Origin of the sequence: Streptomyces sp. NPDC126510 (assembly GCF_040302345.1) — a bacterium.
In the GTDB taxonomy this organism is placed as follows: Bacteria; Actinomycetota; Actinomycetes; order Streptomycetales; family Streptomycetaceae; genus Streptomyces.
Map to the genome: position 1 here is coordinate 1 of NZ_JBEORR010000043.1, position 17,878 is coordinate 17,878.

The 17,878-nt window shown below is 70.7% G+C and carries 11 protein-coding genes and 1 pseudogene; 6 read left to right on the forward strand and 6 right to left on the reverse strand.

Annotated features, from left to right (window positions below):
* The first annotated feature begins 427 nt into the window (after positions 1-427).
* Together ABTX60_RS38180 and ptsP are read left to right on the forward strand one after the other, a co-directional pair.
* Positions 428-877, forward strand: a complete 450-nt coding sequence (locus tag ABTX60_RS38180) for a PTS sugar transporter subunit IIA (protein WP_352101529.1) — start codon at positions 428-430, stop codon at positions 875-877.
* Positions 878-955: 78 nt separating this feature from the next.
* Positions 956-2,626, forward strand: coding sequence for a phosphoenolpyruvate--protein phosphotransferase (gene ptsP, locus ABTX60_RS38185; RefSeq protein WP_352101530.1), 1,671 nt, complete (start codon positions 956-958; stop codon positions 2,624-2,626).
* Between the two features lie 69 nt (positions 2,627-2,695).
* Here the strand turns inward: ptsP and ABTX60_RS38190 are convergent, their stop codons facing one another.
* Positions 2,696-3,586 (reverse strand): DUF8829 domain-containing protein, encoded by an 891-nt coding sequence (locus ABTX60_RS38190; protein WP_352101531.1) that lies wholly within the window; start codon positions 3,584-3,586, stop codon positions 2,696-2,698.
* Positions 3,587-3,759: 173 nt separating this feature from the next.
* Positions 3,760-5,727 carry an acetoacetate--CoA ligase gene (locus ABTX60_RS38195; protein ID WP_352101532.1) on the reverse strand — a complete coding sequence of 656 codons (1,968 nt, stop codon included), beginning with the start codon at positions 5,725-5,727 and terminating at the stop codon, positions 3,760-3,762.
* A gap of 211 nt (positions 5,728-5,938) precedes the next feature.
* Between ABTX60_RS38195 and ABTX60_RS38200 the strand changes: the two genes are divergently transcribed.
* Entirely contained in the window at positions 5,939-8,305 is a 2,367-nt protein-coding gene (locus ABTX60_RS38200) for a glycoside hydrolase family 31 protein (RefSeq protein WP_352101533.1), read from the forward strand.
* A gap of 199 nt (positions 8,306-8,504) precedes the next feature.
* Here ABTX60_RS38200 and ABTX60_RS38205 read toward each other — a convergent pair whose 3' ends face one another.
* Together ABTX60_RS38205 and ABTX60_RS38210 are read right to left on the reverse strand one after the other, a co-directional pair.
* Positions 8,505-9,041, reverse strand: coding sequence for an NUDIX domain-containing protein (locus ABTX60_RS38205; RefSeq protein ID WP_352101534.1), 537 nt, complete (start codon positions 9,039-9,041; stop codon positions 8,505-8,507).
* 47 nt (positions 9,042-9,088) lie between these two features.
* On the reverse strand, positions 9,089-9,898 hold the full coding sequence (locus tag ABTX60_RS38210; RefSeq protein WP_352101535.1) for a M15 family metallopeptidase: 810 nt from the start codon (positions 9,896-9,898) through the stop codon (positions 9,089-9,091).
* A 180-nt stretch (positions 9,899-10,078) separates the two neighbouring features.
* Between ABTX60_RS38210 and ABTX60_RS38215 the strand changes: the two are divergent.
* From ABTX60_RS38215 to glpK, 3 genes and pseudogenes are all read left to right on the forward strand, one after another.
* Positions 10,079-10,357: pseudogene (locus ABTX60_RS38215) on the forward strand (diguanylate cyclase); the annotation flags it as partial.
* A 795-nt stretch (positions 10,358-11,152) separates the two neighbouring features.
* The gene (locus ABTX60_RS38220; protein ID WP_352101536.1) at positions 11,153-11,947 is read left to right on the forward strand and encodes an MIP/aquaporin family protein; all 795 of its coding nucleotides are present in this window, start codon (positions 11,153-11,155) and stop codon (positions 11,945-11,947) included.
* Positions 11,948-11,966: 19 nt separating this feature from the next.
* Positions 11,967-13,487, forward strand: coding sequence for a glycerol kinase GlpK (glpK, locus tag ABTX60_RS38225; protein ID WP_352101537.1), 1,521 nt, complete (start codon positions 11,967-11,969; stop codon positions 13,485-13,487).
* A gap of 85 nt (positions 13,488-13,572) precedes the next feature.
* Here glpK and ABTX60_RS38230 read toward each other — a convergent pair whose 3' ends face one another.
* Positions 13,573-14,178, reverse strand: coding sequence for a GTP-binding protein (locus tag ABTX60_RS38230; protein WP_352101538.1), 606 nt, complete (start codon positions 14,176-14,178; stop codon positions 13,573-13,575).
* Positions 14,159-17,866, reverse strand: coding sequence for a hydantoinase B/oxoprolinase family protein (locus ABTX60_RS38235; RefSeq protein ID WP_352101539.1), 3,708 nt, complete (start codon positions 17,864-17,866; stop codon positions 14,159-14,161). Before ABTX60_RS38235 ends, ABTX60_RS38230 begins: the two co-directional genes overlap by 20 nt.
* Positions 17,867-17,878: the final 12 nt, after the last annotated feature.

The following is a 17,878-nucleotide window of genomic DNA, read 5'->3' on the forward strand; positions in this document are numbered from 1 at the left end:
CGGGGTATCAACATATCTGGCGTTGACTTTTGGCACGCTGTTGAGTTCTCAAGGAACGGTCGCTTCCTTTGTACTCACCCTCTCGGGCTTTCCTCTGGGCGCTTCCCTTCGGTGTTCCAAACTCTATCAGTGTTTTTCCGGCCCTCTGACCACCGTCCTGCAGACATGCAGAAGGCGATCCGAAGATAGGATCTGACAAGTTGGTTGCTGCCCGGCCAGGACGCAAGGTTGCGCCGCTCAGCCCCAAGCAGGAGTACGACTCTACACGCGGCCGCGGAGCGGGTGCAAATCGCTTTGAGGTATGGTCTAGACCACTTCGGAGTGCTCGCGCGGAACCGGCACTTCAGGTGACATACGCTGCTGAACAGTGTGCCGCCCGGTACCTACAGGGGCGGCCCCATCGATCTCCACCCCTGGGAGGCTTCCCATGACCACCGTGACGTCCCCGCTCGCAGGACGCGCTATCGGACTGGCGGCAGTGCCGGATCCGGTCTTCTCCGGGGCCATGGTCGGCCCGGGCACAGCGATCGATCCCGTACGCGAGCCTTCCGAGGCCGTCTCGCCCGTGGACGGCGTCATCGTCTCTCTGCACCCGCACGCGTTCGTCGTCGTCGACGAGAACGGACACGGCGTGCTCACCCACCTCGGTATCGACACCGTGCAGCTCAACGGCGAGGGTTTCGAGCTGCTCGTGAACAAGGGTGACACCGTCAGGCGCGGGCAGGGTGTCGTCCGCTGGAACCCTGCGGCCGTCGAGGCCGCCGGCAAGTCCGCGATCTGCCCGATCGTGGCGCTGGAGGCCACGGCCGAAGCTCTCTCCGATCTTCGCGACAACGGCGATGTGAAGGCCGGCGACAGTCTCTTCCTCTGGAAGTGACGACGGTGCCGTCCTGTGACGGCGAGTACGACAACCACCGCGGCGGCGGGGTCCGCCGCTCTATCGGAGACGGGTGAGATGGAGACAACGCTGCGAGGCGTCGGGGTGAGCCACGGTGTGGCCATCGGCGAGGTTCGGCACATGGGAACGGCGGTGCTGGAGCCGCCCGCGAAGCAGATACCGGCGGAGGAGGCGGAGCGCGAACAGGGGCGCGCCCGCAAGGCCGTCGAGGCGGTGGCGGCGGACCTGATGGCGCGGGGCAACCTGGCCGGTGGCGAAGCCCAGGCGGTGCTCGAGGCGCAGGCCATGATGGCCCAGGACCCCGAGCTGCTGGCGGATGTGGAGCGGCGGATCGCCGTCGGCAGCACCGCGGAGCGCGGGGTGTACGACGCGTTCGCCTCCTACCGGGAGCTGCTGGCGGGAGCCGGTGAGTACCTCGCCGGCCGGGTGGCCGACCTCGACGACGTGCGGAACCGCATCGTCGCCCGGCTGCTCGGGGTGCCCATGCCGGGCGTCCCCGACAGCGACGAGCCCTACGTCCTGGTCGCCCGCGACCTCGCGCCGGCCGACACCGCGCTGCTCGACCCGACTCTGGTGCTCGGCTTCGTCACCGAGGAGGGCGGGCCGACCAGCCACAGCGCGATCCTCGCCCGGGCCCTCGGGGTGCCGGCCGTGGTGGCGCTGCCGGGAGCCGGTGAACTCGCCGAGGGCACGATGATCGCCGTCGACGGCAGCACGGGAGAGATCTTCGTGGACCCGAGCGACGAGAAGAAGGCGCAGCTGGAGGCGGCGGCTGCCGAGCGGAAGGCGGCGTTGGCCGCCTCCACCGGGCCTGGTGCCACAGCGGACGGTCACAAGGTGCCGTTGCTGGCGAACATCGGTGGGCCCGCTGATGTGGCGGCCGCTGTCGAGGCCGGTGCCGAGGGTGTCGGTCTTTTCCGTACGGAGTTCCTCTTCCTGGACGACAGCAAGCAGGCGCCCTCGGAAGAGAAGCAGGTCGCCGCGTACCGGCAGGTGCTGGAGGCGTTCCCCGAGGGGCGTGTCGTGGTGCGGGTGCTGGATGCGGGGGCGGACAAGCCGCTCGACTTCCTGACGCCGGCCGACGAGCCGAACCCGGCGCTCGGTGTGCGGGGTCTGCGGACGTTGCTGGACCACCCGGAGGTCCTGCGCACCCAGCTGACCGCGCTCGCCAAGGCCGCGGAGGGGCTGCCGGTCTACCTCGAGGTCATGGCCCCGATGGTGGCGGACCGTACGGATGCCCGGGCTTTCGCAGACGCCTGCCGTGAGGCTGGGCTGCGGGCGAAGTTCGGCGCGATGGTGGAGATCCCGTCGGCCGCGCTGCGGGCTCGCTCGATCCTCCAGGAGGTCGAGTTCCTGTCCCTGGGGACGAACGACCTCGCCCAGTACACCTTCGCCGCCGACCGTCAGGTGGGTGCGGTGTCCCGTCTGCAGGATCCCTGGCAGCCCGCCCTGCTCGACCTGGTGGAGCTGTCCGCCGAGGCGGCCAAGGCCGAGGGCAAGAGCTGTGGAGTCTGTGGTGAGGCCGCGTCCGACCCGCTGCTCGCATGTGTACTGACCGGTCTGGGTGTCACCTCTCTCTCGATGGGGGCCGCGTCGATTCCCTATGTCCGGGCGACGCTGGCGAAGTACACGCTGGCGCAGTGCGAGCGGGCCGCTGCGGCGGCACGGGCGACGGACAGTGCCGAGGACGCGCGTAGTGCGGCGCAGGCGGTGTTGTCGGGCGAGTAGGCCCGGTCGGGTCGTCTGCGTTTCCCGGGAGGGGGCGCTCCAGTCAGGTGGAGCGCCCCCTCCCTCGTTTTAGTGCTGGTGCCCCTTGGCGGGCTTCTCCTCCCCGAGGTCGGGCGGCGCGCAGTAGTCGACGTTGGATTCCGGGGAGATCAGATCTCCGGATTCGACGTCGGTGCAGTAGGCGTCGAAGACCTCTCCTGCGGTGAGGGGTTCGAGTCCGTAGGAGCGCATGCGCCAGCCGTAGACGCGGTCGGGTGTGCCCGGGGCGGTGGCGCGGATGACGAGGCCCCCGGGGCTTTCGGTGGCCAGGCCGAGGGCCAGGACCGTGGTGAATTCGAGGGCTTCGGTCTCGTCCAGTTCCAGGGCGGCCCCGTCGTCGGTGACGTGGAGGGCGGCCACGAGGGTTTCGGGCGGTCCGGTGACACTGCAGACGAGGTGGCGGTCGCCCGGTGGCGCCGTGTCGAGGATGCGGACGAGGAGTTCTGCGGCTCGGGTGAAGGCGGCGCGTCCGATGTCCTCGCCGCAGGCGGTGCAGGCGCCGAGGCGGGCGAGGAGGGTGGTCGCGTACTCCCACGTGGCCTGCCGGACGGCCTCGTCGACGAGGGCCGGGAGCAGGTCGGCCAGCGGTCGGCCGTCGTAGGGAAGGGTCGGGCCTGTTGCCGCGACCTGTGCGGTGAAGCGTGAGCGGCTCGACGGTGTGTCGGGGTCCAGGTCCTTCCGTGTGCAGAACTCGGCGTACTCCTCGGGGTCGAAGAGGGCCACTGTGGTGTGGCTGCCTTGCAGGGCCCTGGCCCTGAGGAGGCCTTCCACGTGCTTCAGATAGGTCGCGTGGTCGTCGAAGGTGAAGCTCCGGTAGCGCCGCATGGCCCGGAAGTCGTGATCGTCGGTCAGCAGGCCGATGGTGCCGGCGATCTCGCGGTGCAGGACGCGGCGCTTGGTCCGGTTGTCGGTGTGCGTCATGGTTCCCCCTGTGCACGGTCGGTCAATGCTCACTCACAGTAACCGGAGGCACTGACAGTGAGGGTCGGCTCAAGGATCGTGCGCTCGACCAACGACGAAGGCGCAGGTCACAGCGGCTTTCGCTGCAGCCTGCGCCCTGAGGCCTGGTGACAGGGAGTCGCCCGCGGGCGGTTTCAGGCGCGTTTGCGGGCCAGCTCCTCGTAGAAGTCCAGCAGGCCGAGATTGTCGATGGAGCCCGGATTGACCGCCTTCTCCAGCGGGGTGCCCTGGAGGAGGCGTTTGACGGGGACCTCGATGCGCTTGCCGGTCAGGGTGTGCGGGACGCCGGGTACTTCGATGATCTCGTCGGGGACGTGGCGCGGCGACAGTTGCTCGCGGATCGTCTGCTTGATGCGGTTCAGCAGGGCCTCGTCGAGGACGGCTCCGGGGGCCAGGTGCACGAAGAGGGGCATCCAGTAGCCGCCGTCGGGCTGCTCGATGCCGATGACGAGGGACTCCTTGATCTCGGGGAGCCTTTCGACGGCTTCGTAGATGTCGGCGGACCCCATACGGACGCCCTGGCGGTTGAGCGTGGAGTCGGAGCGGCCGTGGATGACGACGGATCCGCGGGAGGTGAGGGTGATCCAGTCACCGTGCCGCCACACGCCGGGGTAGGTATCGAAGTAACTGTCGTGGTAACGGCTGCCGTCGGGGTCGTTCCAGAAGTGGATGGGCATCGACGGCATGGGGTTGGTGACGACGAGTTCGCCGACCTCGTCGACGAGGGGGCTGCCGCTCGGGTCCCAGGACCGCAGGTCGGTGCCGAGGCAGGCGGCCTGGAGTTCGCCGACGTGGACCGGGAGGGTCGGTACGGCTCCGGCGAAGCACGAGCACACGTCGGTGCCGCCGCTGACGGAGGCGATCCACAGGTCGTCACGGACCTCGTCGTGGAGCCAGCGGAATCCGTCGGGGGGCAGGGGCGAGCCGGTGGTGGCGACGCACTGCACGGAAGAGAGGTCGAAGTCGCGGGACGGGTGCACGTCGGCCTTGCGGCAGGCCATGACGTAGGCGGCGGAGGTGCCGTAGAGGGTGGCCTTGGTACGTTCGGCGATCCGCCACTGGGCGCCGGTGTCGGGGTAGCCGGGGCTGCCGTCGTAGAGGACGATCGTGGTGCCCGTGAGCAGGCCGGAGACGAGGAAGTTCCACATCATCCAGCCGGTCGAGGTGTACCAGAAGAAGCGGTCCTCGGGGCCGAGGTCGCAGTGCAGGCCGAGCTGCTTGAGGTGCTCGACGAGGATGCCGCCCTGGGACTGGACGATGGCCTTGGGCAGTCCCGTCGTGCCGGAGGAGTAGAGCACCCACAGAGGGTGGTCGAAGGGCACCTGCTCGAAGACGGGGTCCGTGTCGGCGGAGGTGAGGGCCGACCAGTCCAGGGCGCCCTCGGGTGCCTCGGTGCCGAGAAGCGGGATGTGGATCACGGCCCGCAGGGTGGGGAGTTCGCGCCGCAGCTCGGTGACCACCTCGCGTCGATCGTGCTCCTTGCCGCCGTAGCGGTAGCCGTCGACGGTGAAGAGCACGACGGGTTCGACCTGCTGGAAGCGGTCGAGGACGCTGCGGGCGCCGAAGTCGGGCGCGCAGGAGGTCCAGACGCCGCCGACCGCGGCCGTGGCGAGGAGCGCGACCACCGCCTGCGGGACGTTCGGGAGGTAGCCGCTGATGCGGTCACCGGGGCGCACGCCGAGGGCGCGCAGTTCAGCGGCCAGGGAGCCGACCTGGCGGCGCAGCTCGGCCCAGGTGACGGGGCGTGGTTCGTGGGTCTCGTCGACGTGCAGGAGGGCCGGTTCGTCGGCGCGGGAGGCGGATGCGCGCAGGGCGTGTTCGGCGTAGTTCAGGGTCGCCCCGGGGAACCACTCGGCGCCGGGCATCGAGCGGTCGCCGAGCACACGCGCGTAGGGCTGCGAGAAACGGACGTCGAACCACTCCGTGACGGCCTTCCAGAAGGTGTCCAGCTCGTCGACGGACCAGCGCTGCAGGGCCGCGTAGCCGCCCTCGGCAGGTGCGCCGTGGTGCTCGGCCGCCCAGGCCTGGAACCTGGTGATCCGTGCGCGGGCGATGCGCTCGGGGTCGGGCTGCCAGAGCGGCTGGGGACTGATGGTCGACATGGTCGGCTCCCGGACTGTGCGCGTCGTGTGCGTCCTCCGCGCACGGGCTGGGGTGTGCGCGTGAGCGGCTGGCACGGACAATGCCATGTGATCGACTTCGACACCAGGGTGCGCCCCACATAGTCCGTGTCGTGAAGATGTGGTCCTGGCACGGGTGAACGGCAGTTGAACGACACGCCCGCGCTGGGCCGTCAGTGGCAGGGTGAGCAGCATGAACGGTCGTGACCTGGTGCGTTCGGTGAGAGCGGTGGCTTCGGTGGGGGCGGCTCAGGGTGTGCGTACCGTACGAGCAGCGTGGCGCAGGCGCCGGGCCGACGCCACCGGGCTGCCGGCGCGGGGGGCGGAGCGTGCGCGGGTGCCCGGGCCCGTGGAGGACGCGGAGCCCGGGCCGGGGGGCGGTGTCGTCCGGTTCAGCCGGTCGGAGCTGCGGATTCTGGTCGCCGTGAACGGGGCCGTGTTCTGGGGCTGGGACGGGGCGGGGCCCGAACCGTCCTACGCACTGGCCGGACGCTGTCCGGAGCCGGATCCGCGGGCGGTCCTGGAGCCGGACAAGGACGGCGGCTGGCGTGTGGTGGCCGAGCGGGTGACGGTCGTGGTCTCGCGGCACGGCGCGGTGGAGGTGCGGACGCCGGGCGGGGTCACCCTGCGGCGTGATCTGCCGCCGCGGTGGTGGGAGCCGGTCGGCGGCGGTCCGGCGCGGTGGATGCAGCGGTCCGAGGTGGGCGCCGACGCGCGGTTCTTCGGGCTCGGGGGGCGTACTTCGGGTCCGCGGCTGCCGGACGGGACGTACCGGCTGTGGAACTCCGATCCCGGCCGCGCCTTCGCGCCCGGGGACGACCCGCTGTACATCACGATGCCGGTGCAGCTGGTGGTGTCCGACAGCGGTACGCATCTGGCGTTCCACGACAGCTCATGGGACGGCACGGTGACGCTGTGCGAGGGCGAGGAGGGCGCGGGGTCCGGGCACGACCGGGCCGGGACGAGCGAGCTGCGGATGGACGGCGGTCCGCTGCGCTGCTGGGTGATGGTGGGCACCCCCGCGCGCGTGCTGCTCGCCTGGGCGTCGCTCACCGGGGCGCCCGCGCTGCCGCCCGCTTGGGCCCTCGGGCACCATCACGCGCGGTGGGGGTTCGGCGGCGAGCAGGAGGTGCGGCGCATCGTCGCGGGTTACCTGGAGCGCGGTCTGCCGCTGGACGCCGTGCACCTGGACATCGACCACCTCGACGCGCACCAGGTGTTCACCGTCGACCAGGAGCGCTTCCCCAAGCTGCCCGTTCTGGCCGAGGAGCTCCGGCGGGAGGGCGTCCGGCTGGTGTCGATCGTCGGGCCGGGCGTGAAGGTCCTGCCGGGCCGTGCCGTGTACGACTCCGGGGCGGCCGAGGACGCGTTCGTGCGGGACGCCGCCGGGAAGGTGGTGGAGGGTGTCGTGTGGCCCGGGGAGGTGGTTTTCCCCGACTTCACGCACGCGCGTGTGCGTGCGTGGTGGGGCGCTCTGTACGAGGAGCGGCTCGCGCAGGGCTTCTCGGGCTTCTGGCACGACATGAACGAACCCACGTCGTTCACCGCCTTCGGCGAGTCGACGCTGCCGCGCTCGTCCCGGCATTCCCTGGAGGGGCGGGGTGGTGACCATCGTGAGGCGCACAACGTGTACGCGCTGTGCATGGCCAGGGCGGGCTTCGAAGGGCTGCGGGAGCTCGCGCCCGAGGAGCGGCCGTTCCTGTTCTCCCGTTCCGGGTGGGCCGGCATGCAGCGTTACGGAGGGACGTGGTCGGGGGACGTGGCCACCGGCTGGCCGGGGCTGCGGGCGTCCTTGGCGCTGGTCATGGGGCTCGGTCTGTGCGGGGTCCCGTACTCGGGGCCGGACGTCGGGGGGTTCGACGGGGTTCCGTCCCCCGAGCTGTATCTGCGGTGGCTCCAGCTCGGCGCGTATCTGCCGCTGTTCCGTACGCACGCGAGTCTGCGGGCGGGGCGCAGGGAACCGTGGGAGTTCGGGGAGGAGGTGCTGGAGCACGCGCGCGTGACGCTCGTCGAACGCCGGCGGCTGCTGCCTTACTTCATGACACTGGCGCATCTGGCGCGGCGTACCGGAGCGCCCTATGTGCGGCCTCTGTGGTGGGCGGCACCGGAGGAGCGGGCGCTGCGCGACTGCGAGGACGCCTTCCTGCTGGGCGACAGCCTGCTGGTGGCGCCGGTGCTGGACCCGGGCGTGGGCCGGCGCGCCGTGCGGTTGCCGCGGGGGCGCTGGTACGACGTCGCGACGGGGCAGGCGTACGAGGGGCCGGGGCAGGTGCTGGTCGACGCGCCGCTGTCGCGCATCCCGGTGTTCGCGCGCGGGGGTGCCGTACTTCCGGTACGTGGGGACGACGGGGGGCTGGAGTTGGAGGTGTGGGCGCCCGCCCGGGGACGGACCGGGGGCGGGCTCGTCGTGCCGGACGGGGGCGAGGGGTGGGAGGAGCCGGAGATCGAGCGCTACAGCGCTCGGTGGATGGGCTCCCGGGTGGTGGTGGAGCGGGAGGGCGACGACGGCGGGGGCGCGCCGCCCTACCCGGTGCGGGTTCGCGGGACCGAGGGATCGTGAGCCGCGCCGTGCCCGGTCGCCACGAGCTGCGCCGGCCCCGGGAGCCGGAGCTGCACCAGGCCCGGGAGCCAGGAGCTGCGCCAGGCTGGGGAGCTGCGCCGGGCCCGGGAACGACACGAGTGCCGGGCCGGGGAGGCATCAGTTCCGTTTCGCGGGTCCGGGAGTTGTGAGCTCCACGACGCCCGGGGAGCTCAGGAGGTCATATGTACCGGCCCTCGAACCAGGCCCGGGCCGCCAGGGTGTGCAGGGGGAAGGCCAGTTCCTCGGGCCTGCGCAGGAGGTGCCAGCCCTCCGTCTCGTCCGTGGCGGCGGAGGAGGGCAGGCTCTCGGCCGGGCGTTCCGGGAGGAGGCCGAACAGCAGCAGGTGTCCGTCGGGTGAGCTCATCGCGTCGGCGAGACGTACGTCCCGTCCGGCCGCGTCGATGCCTGTTTCCTCCCGTAGTTCGCGTATGACGGCCTGCCGCCAGTCCTCGCGGTCGTCGATGTAACCGCCGGGCAGGGCGGTGCCCCCGCGCGCGGGAGCGATGGTTCGGGTGATGACGACCAGGGCGGTGCCCTTGGTGTCGTACACGGGCTGGAGGGCCACCGCGACCGGGAGCGGGTTGCGGTAGGCCACGGCCCCGCACACCGGGCAGGTGCGGGGCCAGCCGGTGATGCCCTCTCCGTAGGGCGCGCCGCAGCTCGAACAGTGGGAGTTCGGCGCGGAGTTGGAAGCGGAGTGCTGAGTTTCGGACACGCGGCGGACTGTAGCCGATCAGGAAGAGGGCGCCATGAGCAGGCTGCTCAGTGAGCGCTGGTGAGCGACTTCCCGGCCACGGGGAAGTCGAAGTACGTGTCCGGATGGGCCTCGGGCTTGAAGGTGTAGTGCCACCACTCCTCCGGCAGGTTCACGAAGCCGAGGTCTTCGAGGGTGTTCTTGAGAAGCAGCCTGTTGGCGCGCTGCCGGCCCTGAACGCGTGGGTCGAGGGTGTGCGAGAGGGTGTCGAAGCAGTCGAAGCCGGTCCCCATGTCGATCGAGTTGTCCGGGAACCGCTCGCCCTGGGGCGCGAAGCACGGTGCCAGGGGCTCTCCTCGGTGGTAGGGCCGAGTGGGCTTCGCCGGCAGCCTGACGATTGTGAGGTCGAGGGTCGAACCGCGGCTGTGGCCGGACTTCGCCGCGATGTACCCGTCGGCGAACAGTCGGGTCTTGTCGACGTTCGGGTAGAACTCGCCCTTCATCGTCTGGTCGTTCAGGTCCTCGGCCCAGCGGACGAAGTGGTCCACCGCGCGCTGGGGCCGGTAGCAGTCGTAGACCTTGAGTGTGTAGCCCTGGCGCAGGAGCCGGCGTTGGGCCTTGTGGAGGGCCTCGGCGGCGGGGCGGGTGAGGATGCAGAGGGGCTGACGGTAACCGTCGATGCGCTCGCCCGCGAAGTTGTGCGGGGTGATGTAACGCATTTCCTGAAGGATCGTCGGGTCCACGCTTCTCAGCGCCACGAAGTCCTTCGGCGCCCTGGGGTCGGTGCCGGCCCGGGCGGTCGGGGTGAGGGCGGTTGATGCCAGCAGGGCGGCGACTGCGGCGATCAGGCCACGTGCCACGGTGGTGAGTCGTGTCATGCCCCTGCGTCTATCAGGAGAGTGGACGCGGGGGGAAGGACAGCGCGGGGATGGCAACCGGCCGTCCCCCCAGGCGGATTCCCCCTGAGCCTTACTCTGTGTGATCGATCGCGCTCTTGCGTGAAGGTCTCATGAACCGTGGTCGGGCGTGCGCCGGTGGCATCCGTCATGCTCCCGGGCAGGTCGATGCGGGTGCGGTGCGACGAGCTGGGGGCGCTGCTGGCCGTGGAGGCAGTGGAGACCGAAGCGGAGTGCTCGGCGGCGCTCGCGGCTGGGGCGCAATCGGCGCAGGGCGGGCTGTTCGCGCCGCCCCGCGCGTCTGCCCGCCGCGGAGGTCTACGTCCCGCCCCCTCCCCCGCCGAGGTGACCGCGCCGCGGTCCGGGCCATCGGTGCGGGAGTTCGTCCGGCCCGCTGCTCTGCTGCCCGCGACAGCGTCCGCGGGGCGGGTGCGGGCCCTGGCACGTCCTGTACGCCGACCGGCCCGCTGCCAAGCTCGGTGACGACTTCCTGGTGCTCGCTGATCCGGACCGGCTCGATCCAGCACCTGCGTGTGCGCCTGCATCGGCGTCGGAGGCCGCGGAATGGGGGTCGAGAGGGGCCGGCAGGGCGTCTGAGGCGCAGGGGACAGGGGTGAGTGGTCGCAGGCCCGACCTGGTCGGGGGGCGGCGCCGGGCACCGGGCGTCAGGACGCATCCGCGGAGGCCATGGCTCCGCGGATCTCCTGCGGTTGAGAAACCGCCAGGTCAGGTGAATCCTGGACACTAGCAAGCGAGGAGTCAGGTGCGGCTGGTCTTTTGCCCCCCGGCGGAGTTCAGCGCAGGCCGGACACCATCAGCCAAGCCTCGCGCGGCTCATCCAGGCCCGCGCGGGTCCGGACCAGATCTGAACAACGACCCGACCGGGCGCCGCCGGACCGAGCAACCGGCCCGCCGGCCCGGCGTGAGCCCGGTGACCGTCCGACGGCCGTCAACCGTTGCGGTCGGCGACCTTGACGCCCTCTGAGTGCCGGTGAACACTTCCGGTGTCAGTCGACATCGCCATACATAGCCGACGCATTCCGGCACTGCGGCGCGTGAAAGCGCCTGCGCCAAGGCCCATTCCCCCAGGGGCGATTCGGCTGCGACGGCACGCTCGTCACGGATGCCGGGCGGGGCGCGGACGTCTCCCTGCCTTCGGCTGAAGTAGCCACGGGAAACGCACCCTGCAGGTGAGGACCGGGGCGGCTCGTCCCGGGCCAAGGCTGAGGAGCAGCCATGACCAACGGAGACATTTTCTTCGGTGAGATGATCGGCACGGCGATTCTGATCCTCTTCGGTGCCGGCGTGTGTGCCGCCGTCACCCTGAGATTCTCGAAAGCCCGGGCCTCCGGCTGGATCGTGATCACGTTCGGCTGGGGTTTCGGGGTGCTGGCCGGCGCGTACACCGCCGCCCCCCTCTCCGGAGGGGTCATCAACCCGGCCGTCACCTTCGGCCTGGCCGTCGACACCGGCGTGTGGAGCAAGGTCTGGGTCTACCTGCTGGGCCAGATCACCGGCGCCATGATCGGGGCCGTCCTGTGCTACCTGGTCTACTACGCCCAGTTCGCGGCCAACGTGCGGAAGACAGGCACCACGGAGGGCACGGCGGACGAACCGGTTCCGACGCTCGGGATCTTCTCCACGATCCCCGAGATCCGGAACCCGATCGCCAACCTGATCACGGAGATCCTCGCCACCATCGCCCTGGTGCTGCCCATCCTGGCCCTGGTCGGCCAGGACAGGCATGTGGAGGGCGTCGGCATCGGCCTGATCCCCGGCGGCGGAGGCATCTACGGGTCGGGGATCGCGATCCTGCTGGTGTCCCTCCTGGTCGTCGGCATCGGCCTGTCCCTGGGCGGGCCCACCGGATACGCCATCAACCCGGCACGTGACCTCGGCCCGCGCATCATCCACTCCATCCTGCCGATCCCGAACAAGGGCACGTCCGACTGGGGCTACTCGTGGATCCCCGTCGTCGGACCACTGATCGGCGGCCTGCTGGGTGGCGTCATCTACAACGCAGCCTTCTGAACCAGCCGAAGGGGTAGCCATGACGGACAACTCCGCGAAGTTCGTCGCAGCCATCGACCAGGGCACCACGTCGAGCCGCTGCATCGTCTTCAACCAGGACGGCGCGATCGTCGCCGTGGACCAGCGCGAGCACCGCCAGATCTTCCCGAAACCCGGCTGGGTGGAGCACGACGCCACCGAGATCTGGTCGAAGGTGCAGGCGGTGGTGGCAGGAGCGCTCGCCAAGGCCGGTCTGAGAGCCGACCAGCTGAGCGCGATGGGGATCACCAACCAGCGCGAGACGACTCTCCTGTGGGACCGGGCGACCGGCAAGCCGGTGCACAACGCCATCGTGTGGCAGGACACGCGGACGGCCGCGCTGTGCAACCAGCTGGGCGGCTCGGACGGACAGGACCGTTTCCGCGAGCAGACGGGTCTGCCGCTGGCGACCTACTTCTCCGGACCCAAGGCGGCCTGGCTGCTCGACAACGTGCCCGACCTGAGGGCGCGCGCCGAACGCGGCGAGATCGCCTTCGGCACCATGGACTCCTGGCTGATCTGGAACCTCACGGGCGGCACGGACGGCGGGCAGCACGTCACCGACGTGACCAACGCCGGACGCACCATGCTGATGAACCTGGAGACTCTCCAGTGGGACTCCTCGATCCTCTCGGCGATGAACATCCCCGAGGCCATGCTGCCCGAGATCCGCTCCTCCTCCGAGGTGTACGGCACCGCCGTCGGCCAGCTCGCCGGCGTACCCGTGGCGTCCGCGCTGGGCGACCAGCAGGCGGCCGTGTTCGGGCAGGCCTGCTATGGCGTGGGCACCGCCAAGAACACGTACGGCACGGGAAGCTTCCTGCTGCTCAACACGGGCGACCGTCCGGTGCCGTCGAAGAGCGGGCTGCTGACGACGATGGGGTACAAGATCGGTACCGAGGCGCCGGTCTACTGTCTGGAGGGCGCGATCGCCATCACGGGCGCGCTGGTCCAGTGGTTCCGGGACCAGCTCGGCATCATCCGCACGGCCGACGAGATCGAGCCCCTCGCGGCGAGCGTCGAGGACAACGGCGGCGCGTACATCGTTCCGGCGTTCTCGGGCCTGTTCGCCCCCTACTGGCGCTCCGACGCGCGTGGCGTGATCACCGGTCTGACCCGGTACGTCACGAAGGCGCACCTCGCGCGCGCGGTGCTGGAGGCGACGAGCTGGCAGACCCGCGAGGTCGTGGACGCCATGTACCAGGACTCCGGGGTGCACATCACCACCCTGAAGGTCGATGGCGGCATGACGAAGAACAACCTGCTCATGCAGCACCAGTCGGACGTGCTCGACGTTCCGGTGGTGCGGCCCAAGATCTCCGAGACGACCTGTCTGGGCGCCGCGTACGCGGCCGGTCTGGCCACCGGGGTGTGGAACGACCTGGACGAGCTGAAGGCGCACTGGCAGAAGGACGTCGAGTGGACGCCGAACATGGATGCGTCGGTGCGGGACCGCGAGTACCACAACTGGCGCAAGGCCGTGGAGAAGAGCTTCGGCTGGGAGGAGGACGGCGACAGCTGACCACGCGCGCGTGGAGCGCCGCGCACCGCTGCGGCCCGTACCCCGGTCGGCGGGGGTGCGGGCCGCGTCCGCAGCCGTCGCGGGGTCAGCCGGTGACGGCCTCACGGCGGTCGGCCGCGTACGCCATGGCGTGCTGGACGACGCCGATGAGTGCCTCCTTGACCGACTCCCGGTCGCGGGCGTCGCACATCAGGAGCGGCACGCCCTCGTCGAGGTCGAGGGCCTGGCGGACGTCCTCGATCGGGTAACGGGGAGCACCCTCGAAACAGTTGACGCCGACGAGGAAGGGGATCGAGCGCCGTTCGAAGTAGTCGACGGCGGCGAAGCAGTCCTCCAGGCGGCGGGTGTCGGCGAGGACGACGGCACCGAGTGCGCCCTCGGAGAGTTCGTCCCACATGAACCAGAACCGCTCCTGGCCGGGCGTGCCGAAGAGGTACAGCACGAGGTCTTCACGGAGGGTGATGCGGCCGAAGTCCATGGCCACGGTCGTGGTGTGCTTGCCTTCCACGCCGCTGGTGTCGTCGACCGGGCGCCCGGCCTCGGTGAGCAGCTCCTCGGTGCGCAGCGGCCTGATCTCGCTGACCGAGCCGACGAGCGTGGTCTTGCCCACGCCGAAGCCGCCGGCCACGAGGATCTTGAGCGTGACGGGCTCGACCGGAGGCTTGCCACGCTCAGAACGCCCGAAGATCATCGATCTCTTCTCCTGCTTGATGGGGGTCGGGCGACGGCGGGCCGTAGCCTCCGCCGCCTGGGGTTTCGATGACGAGTACGTCGCCGCTGACGAGGTCCGCGGAGTCGCTGCCGCCCAGTTCGGTCACCGTGCCGTCGGCGTGCTCCACCCGGTTGGCGCCGAGCGCGCCCGGCTCGCCGCCCGCCATGCCGTACGGGGCGACTCGGCGGTGCTGGGACAGCGTGGAGACGGTCATGGGTTCGAGGAAGCGGATACGGCGTACGGCGCCGTCCCCGCCGGGCCACCGTCCGCCGCCGCCGCTGCCGCGCCGGACGGCGAACTCCTCGAGGCGTACGGGTAGTCGCCACTCCAGGACCTCGGGGTCGGTGAGGCGGGAGTTGGTCATGTGGGTCTGGACGACGGGTGCGCCCGGGAAGCCGTCGCCCGCCCCGGAGCCGGAGGCGACGGTTTCGTAGTACTGGTGGCGTTCGTTGCCGAAGGTGATGTTGTTCATGGTCCCGGAGCCCTCGGCCTGGACGCCGAGCGCCGCGTAGAGGGCGCCGGTGACGGCCTGGGAGGTCTCCACGTTGCCCGCGACGACGGCGGCGGGCGGCTCGGGGGCGAGCAGGGAGCCGGGCGGGACGACGATGCTCAAGGGGCGCAGACAGCCGTCGTTGAGGGGGATGTCGTCGGCGACGAGGGTGCGGAAGACGTAGAGGACCGCTGCGTTGACGACGGAGAAGGGGGCATTGAAGTTGGTCGGCAGCTGCGCGGACGTGCCGGTGAAGTCGATGGTCGCGGCCCGGTGCTCGCGGTCCACGCGCACGGCCACCCGGATGACGGCTCCCGAGTCTGTCTCGTAGGCGTACTCGCCGTCGCCGAGGGCGTCGATGACGCGGCGCACGGCCTCTTCGGCGTTGTCCTGGACGTGCCTCATGTAGGACTGGACGACGTCGAGGCCGTAGTCCTGGATCATGCGGCCGACCTCGTCGACGCCCTTCTGGTTGGCGGCGATCTGGGCGCGCAGGTCGGCGAGGTTGGTCTTCGGGTTGCGGGAGGGGTAGGGCGCCTCGGTGAGGAGGCGGAGGGTCTCCTCATCGCGGAAGCGGCCGTTCTCGGCGAGCAGCCAGTTGTCGAAGAGGACGCCTTCCTCCTCGATGGTGTGGCTGCCGGCGGGCATGGAGCCGGGGGCGATGCCGCCGATCTCGGCGTGGTGGCCACGGGAGGCGACGTAGAAGAGGATCTTCGGATCCCGCTCTCCACCCGCTCCTCGGTCACTCTCCGTGTCGGTCGCCGGTGTCGTGTCGAAGACCGGGGTGATCACGGTGACGTCCGGCAGGTGGGTGCCGCCGTGGTACGGGTCGTTGACCGCATAGGTGTCGCCCGGGCGCATGCGGGGGCCGCGCCGGCGGATGACCTCCTTGACGCTCGTGCCCATCGAGCCCAGGTGGACGGGGATATGTGGCGCGTTGGCCACCAGGTTTCCGTCCGGGTCGAAGAGGGCGCAGGAGAAGTCCAGGCGCTCCTTGATGTTGACGGACTGGGCGGTGGATTCGAGGCGGGCGCCCATCTGCTCGGCGATCGACATGAAGAGGTTGTTGAAGACCTCAAGCAGCACCGGGTCGACTTCCGTGCCGAGATCGGAACTCTGCGTAATCGCGGCGCGTTCCATGACCAGATGCCCGTCGACGGTCGCCGCGGCCCGCCAGCCGTCGTCGACGACGGTCGTGGAACCGGCTTCGGTGATGATCGCCGGGCCGGTGACGGTGTCGCCGGGGGGAAGTTCCTCGCGGCGACGGAGGGGCACGTCGCGCCAGGCGCCGCCTGTGTGGAGACGGACGGTCCGGGACGCGGCGGGGTCGCGGTCGGGGCCGGCGCCGGGGGTCGTGCCGGAGGCGGCTGCGTCGGTTGCATAGGGAGCCAGAGCGGACAGATCGGGGGGTGCGGTGATGCCGGTGGCTTCGACGGAGAGGGCTTCGACGACGATCGGGCGGTCGAGCGTGAAGGAGTACGTGGCGCGATGACGTTCTTCGAAGGCGTGCCGCATCGTGCCGGGCTCGGTCAGCTCGACGGTGAGGGTGGTGTCGGTGCCGTCGTAGCGGAGTTCCGCGCGGCGGGTGACCTGGATGTGCTCCTCGGGGACGTCCTCGGCGAGGAGTTCGGCGCGGGCTGCGGCTTCGAGGGCTTCGGCGGTTTTGAGGACCCCGGGCATGGAGGCGGGTTCGAGGGGGGCTTCGACGGACTGCTCACGCATGGCCGTGGTGTCGGCGAGTCCGATCCCGAGTGCGGACAGGACCCCGGCCATGGGCGGCACGAGGACGGTGCGGATCCCGAGGGCGTCGGCGACCATGCAGGCGTGCTGGCCTCCCGCGCCGCCGAACGTGGTGAGGGCGTAGCGAGTGACGTCGTGGCCCTTCTGGACGGAGATGCGCTTCACGGCGGACGCGATGTTGGCCACGGCGATCTGCAGGTACCCCTCGGCGACCTGTTCCGGCGTGCGGTCGTCGCCGGTCCGCTCGCCGATCAGCCCGGCGAGGGCGGTGAAGCGGTCCCGGACGACTGCCCCGTCGAGCGGCTCGTCACCGTTCGGGCCGAAGACCTGCGGGAAGTGGGCGGGCTGGATCCGGCCCAGCATGACGTTGGCGTCGGTGACGGCGAGCGGCCCGCCACCGCGGTAGCAGGCGGGCCCCGGCTCCGCGCCCGCCGAGTCCGGCCCTACGCGGTAGCGGGAGCCGTCGAAGTGCAGCACCGAACCGCCACCGGCCGCGACGGTGTGGATGTCGAGCATGGGGGCGCGCAACCGGACGCCGGCGATACGGCTGGTGAAGACCCGCTCGTACGCGCCCGCGAAATGCGAGACGTCGGTGGAGGTGCCGCCCATGTCGAAGCCGATGACCCGGTCGAAGCCGGCGAGCTGGGACATGCGGGCCATGCCGACGATGCCGCCGGCCGGCCCGGACAGGATGGCGTCCTTCCCGCGGAACTGCCCGGCCTCGGTGAGGCCGCCGTTGGACTGCATGAACATCAGCCGTACGCCTTCGAGCTGGTCGGCGACGTGCCGGACGTAGCGGCGCAGCACGGGCGAGAGGTAGGCGTCGACGACGGCGGTGTCCCCGCGGGGGACGAGCTTCATCAGGGGGCTGGTCTCGCTGGAGAGCGAGATCTGCGGAAAGCCGATGCGGGCGGCCAGCTCCCCGACGGCCTCTTCGTGCGCCGGGTGGAGGTGGCTGTGCATGCAGACCACGGCTACGGCCCGGATCCCGTCGTCGAACGCCTCCTGGAGGGGCCCGGTGAGCGCCTCCAGATCGGGACCGCGCAGGACGGTGCCGTCGGCGGCGATGCGCTCGTCGACCTCGACGACCCGCTGGTACAGCAGTTCCGGCAGGTCGATGCGGCGGGCGAAGATGCTCGGGCGGTTCTGGTAGGCGATGCGCAGGGCGTCGCGGAAGCCGCGGGTGATGAGCAGGAGTGTGCGCTCGCCCGTGCGCTCCAGGAGGGCGTTGGTGGCGACGGTGGTCCCCATGCGGACGCTGTCGACGGGGTCGCCGGAGCCGGACAGCAGGGTGCGAACGCCCTCGACCGCGGCGTCGGCGTAGCGTGCGGGGTTGTCCGAGAGCAGCTTGTGCGTGAGCAGCCGGCCGTCCGGGCGCCGGGCGACGACGTCGGTGAAGGTGCCGCCGCGGTCCACCCAGAACTGCCAGCCAGTCACGTCAGTACCCCG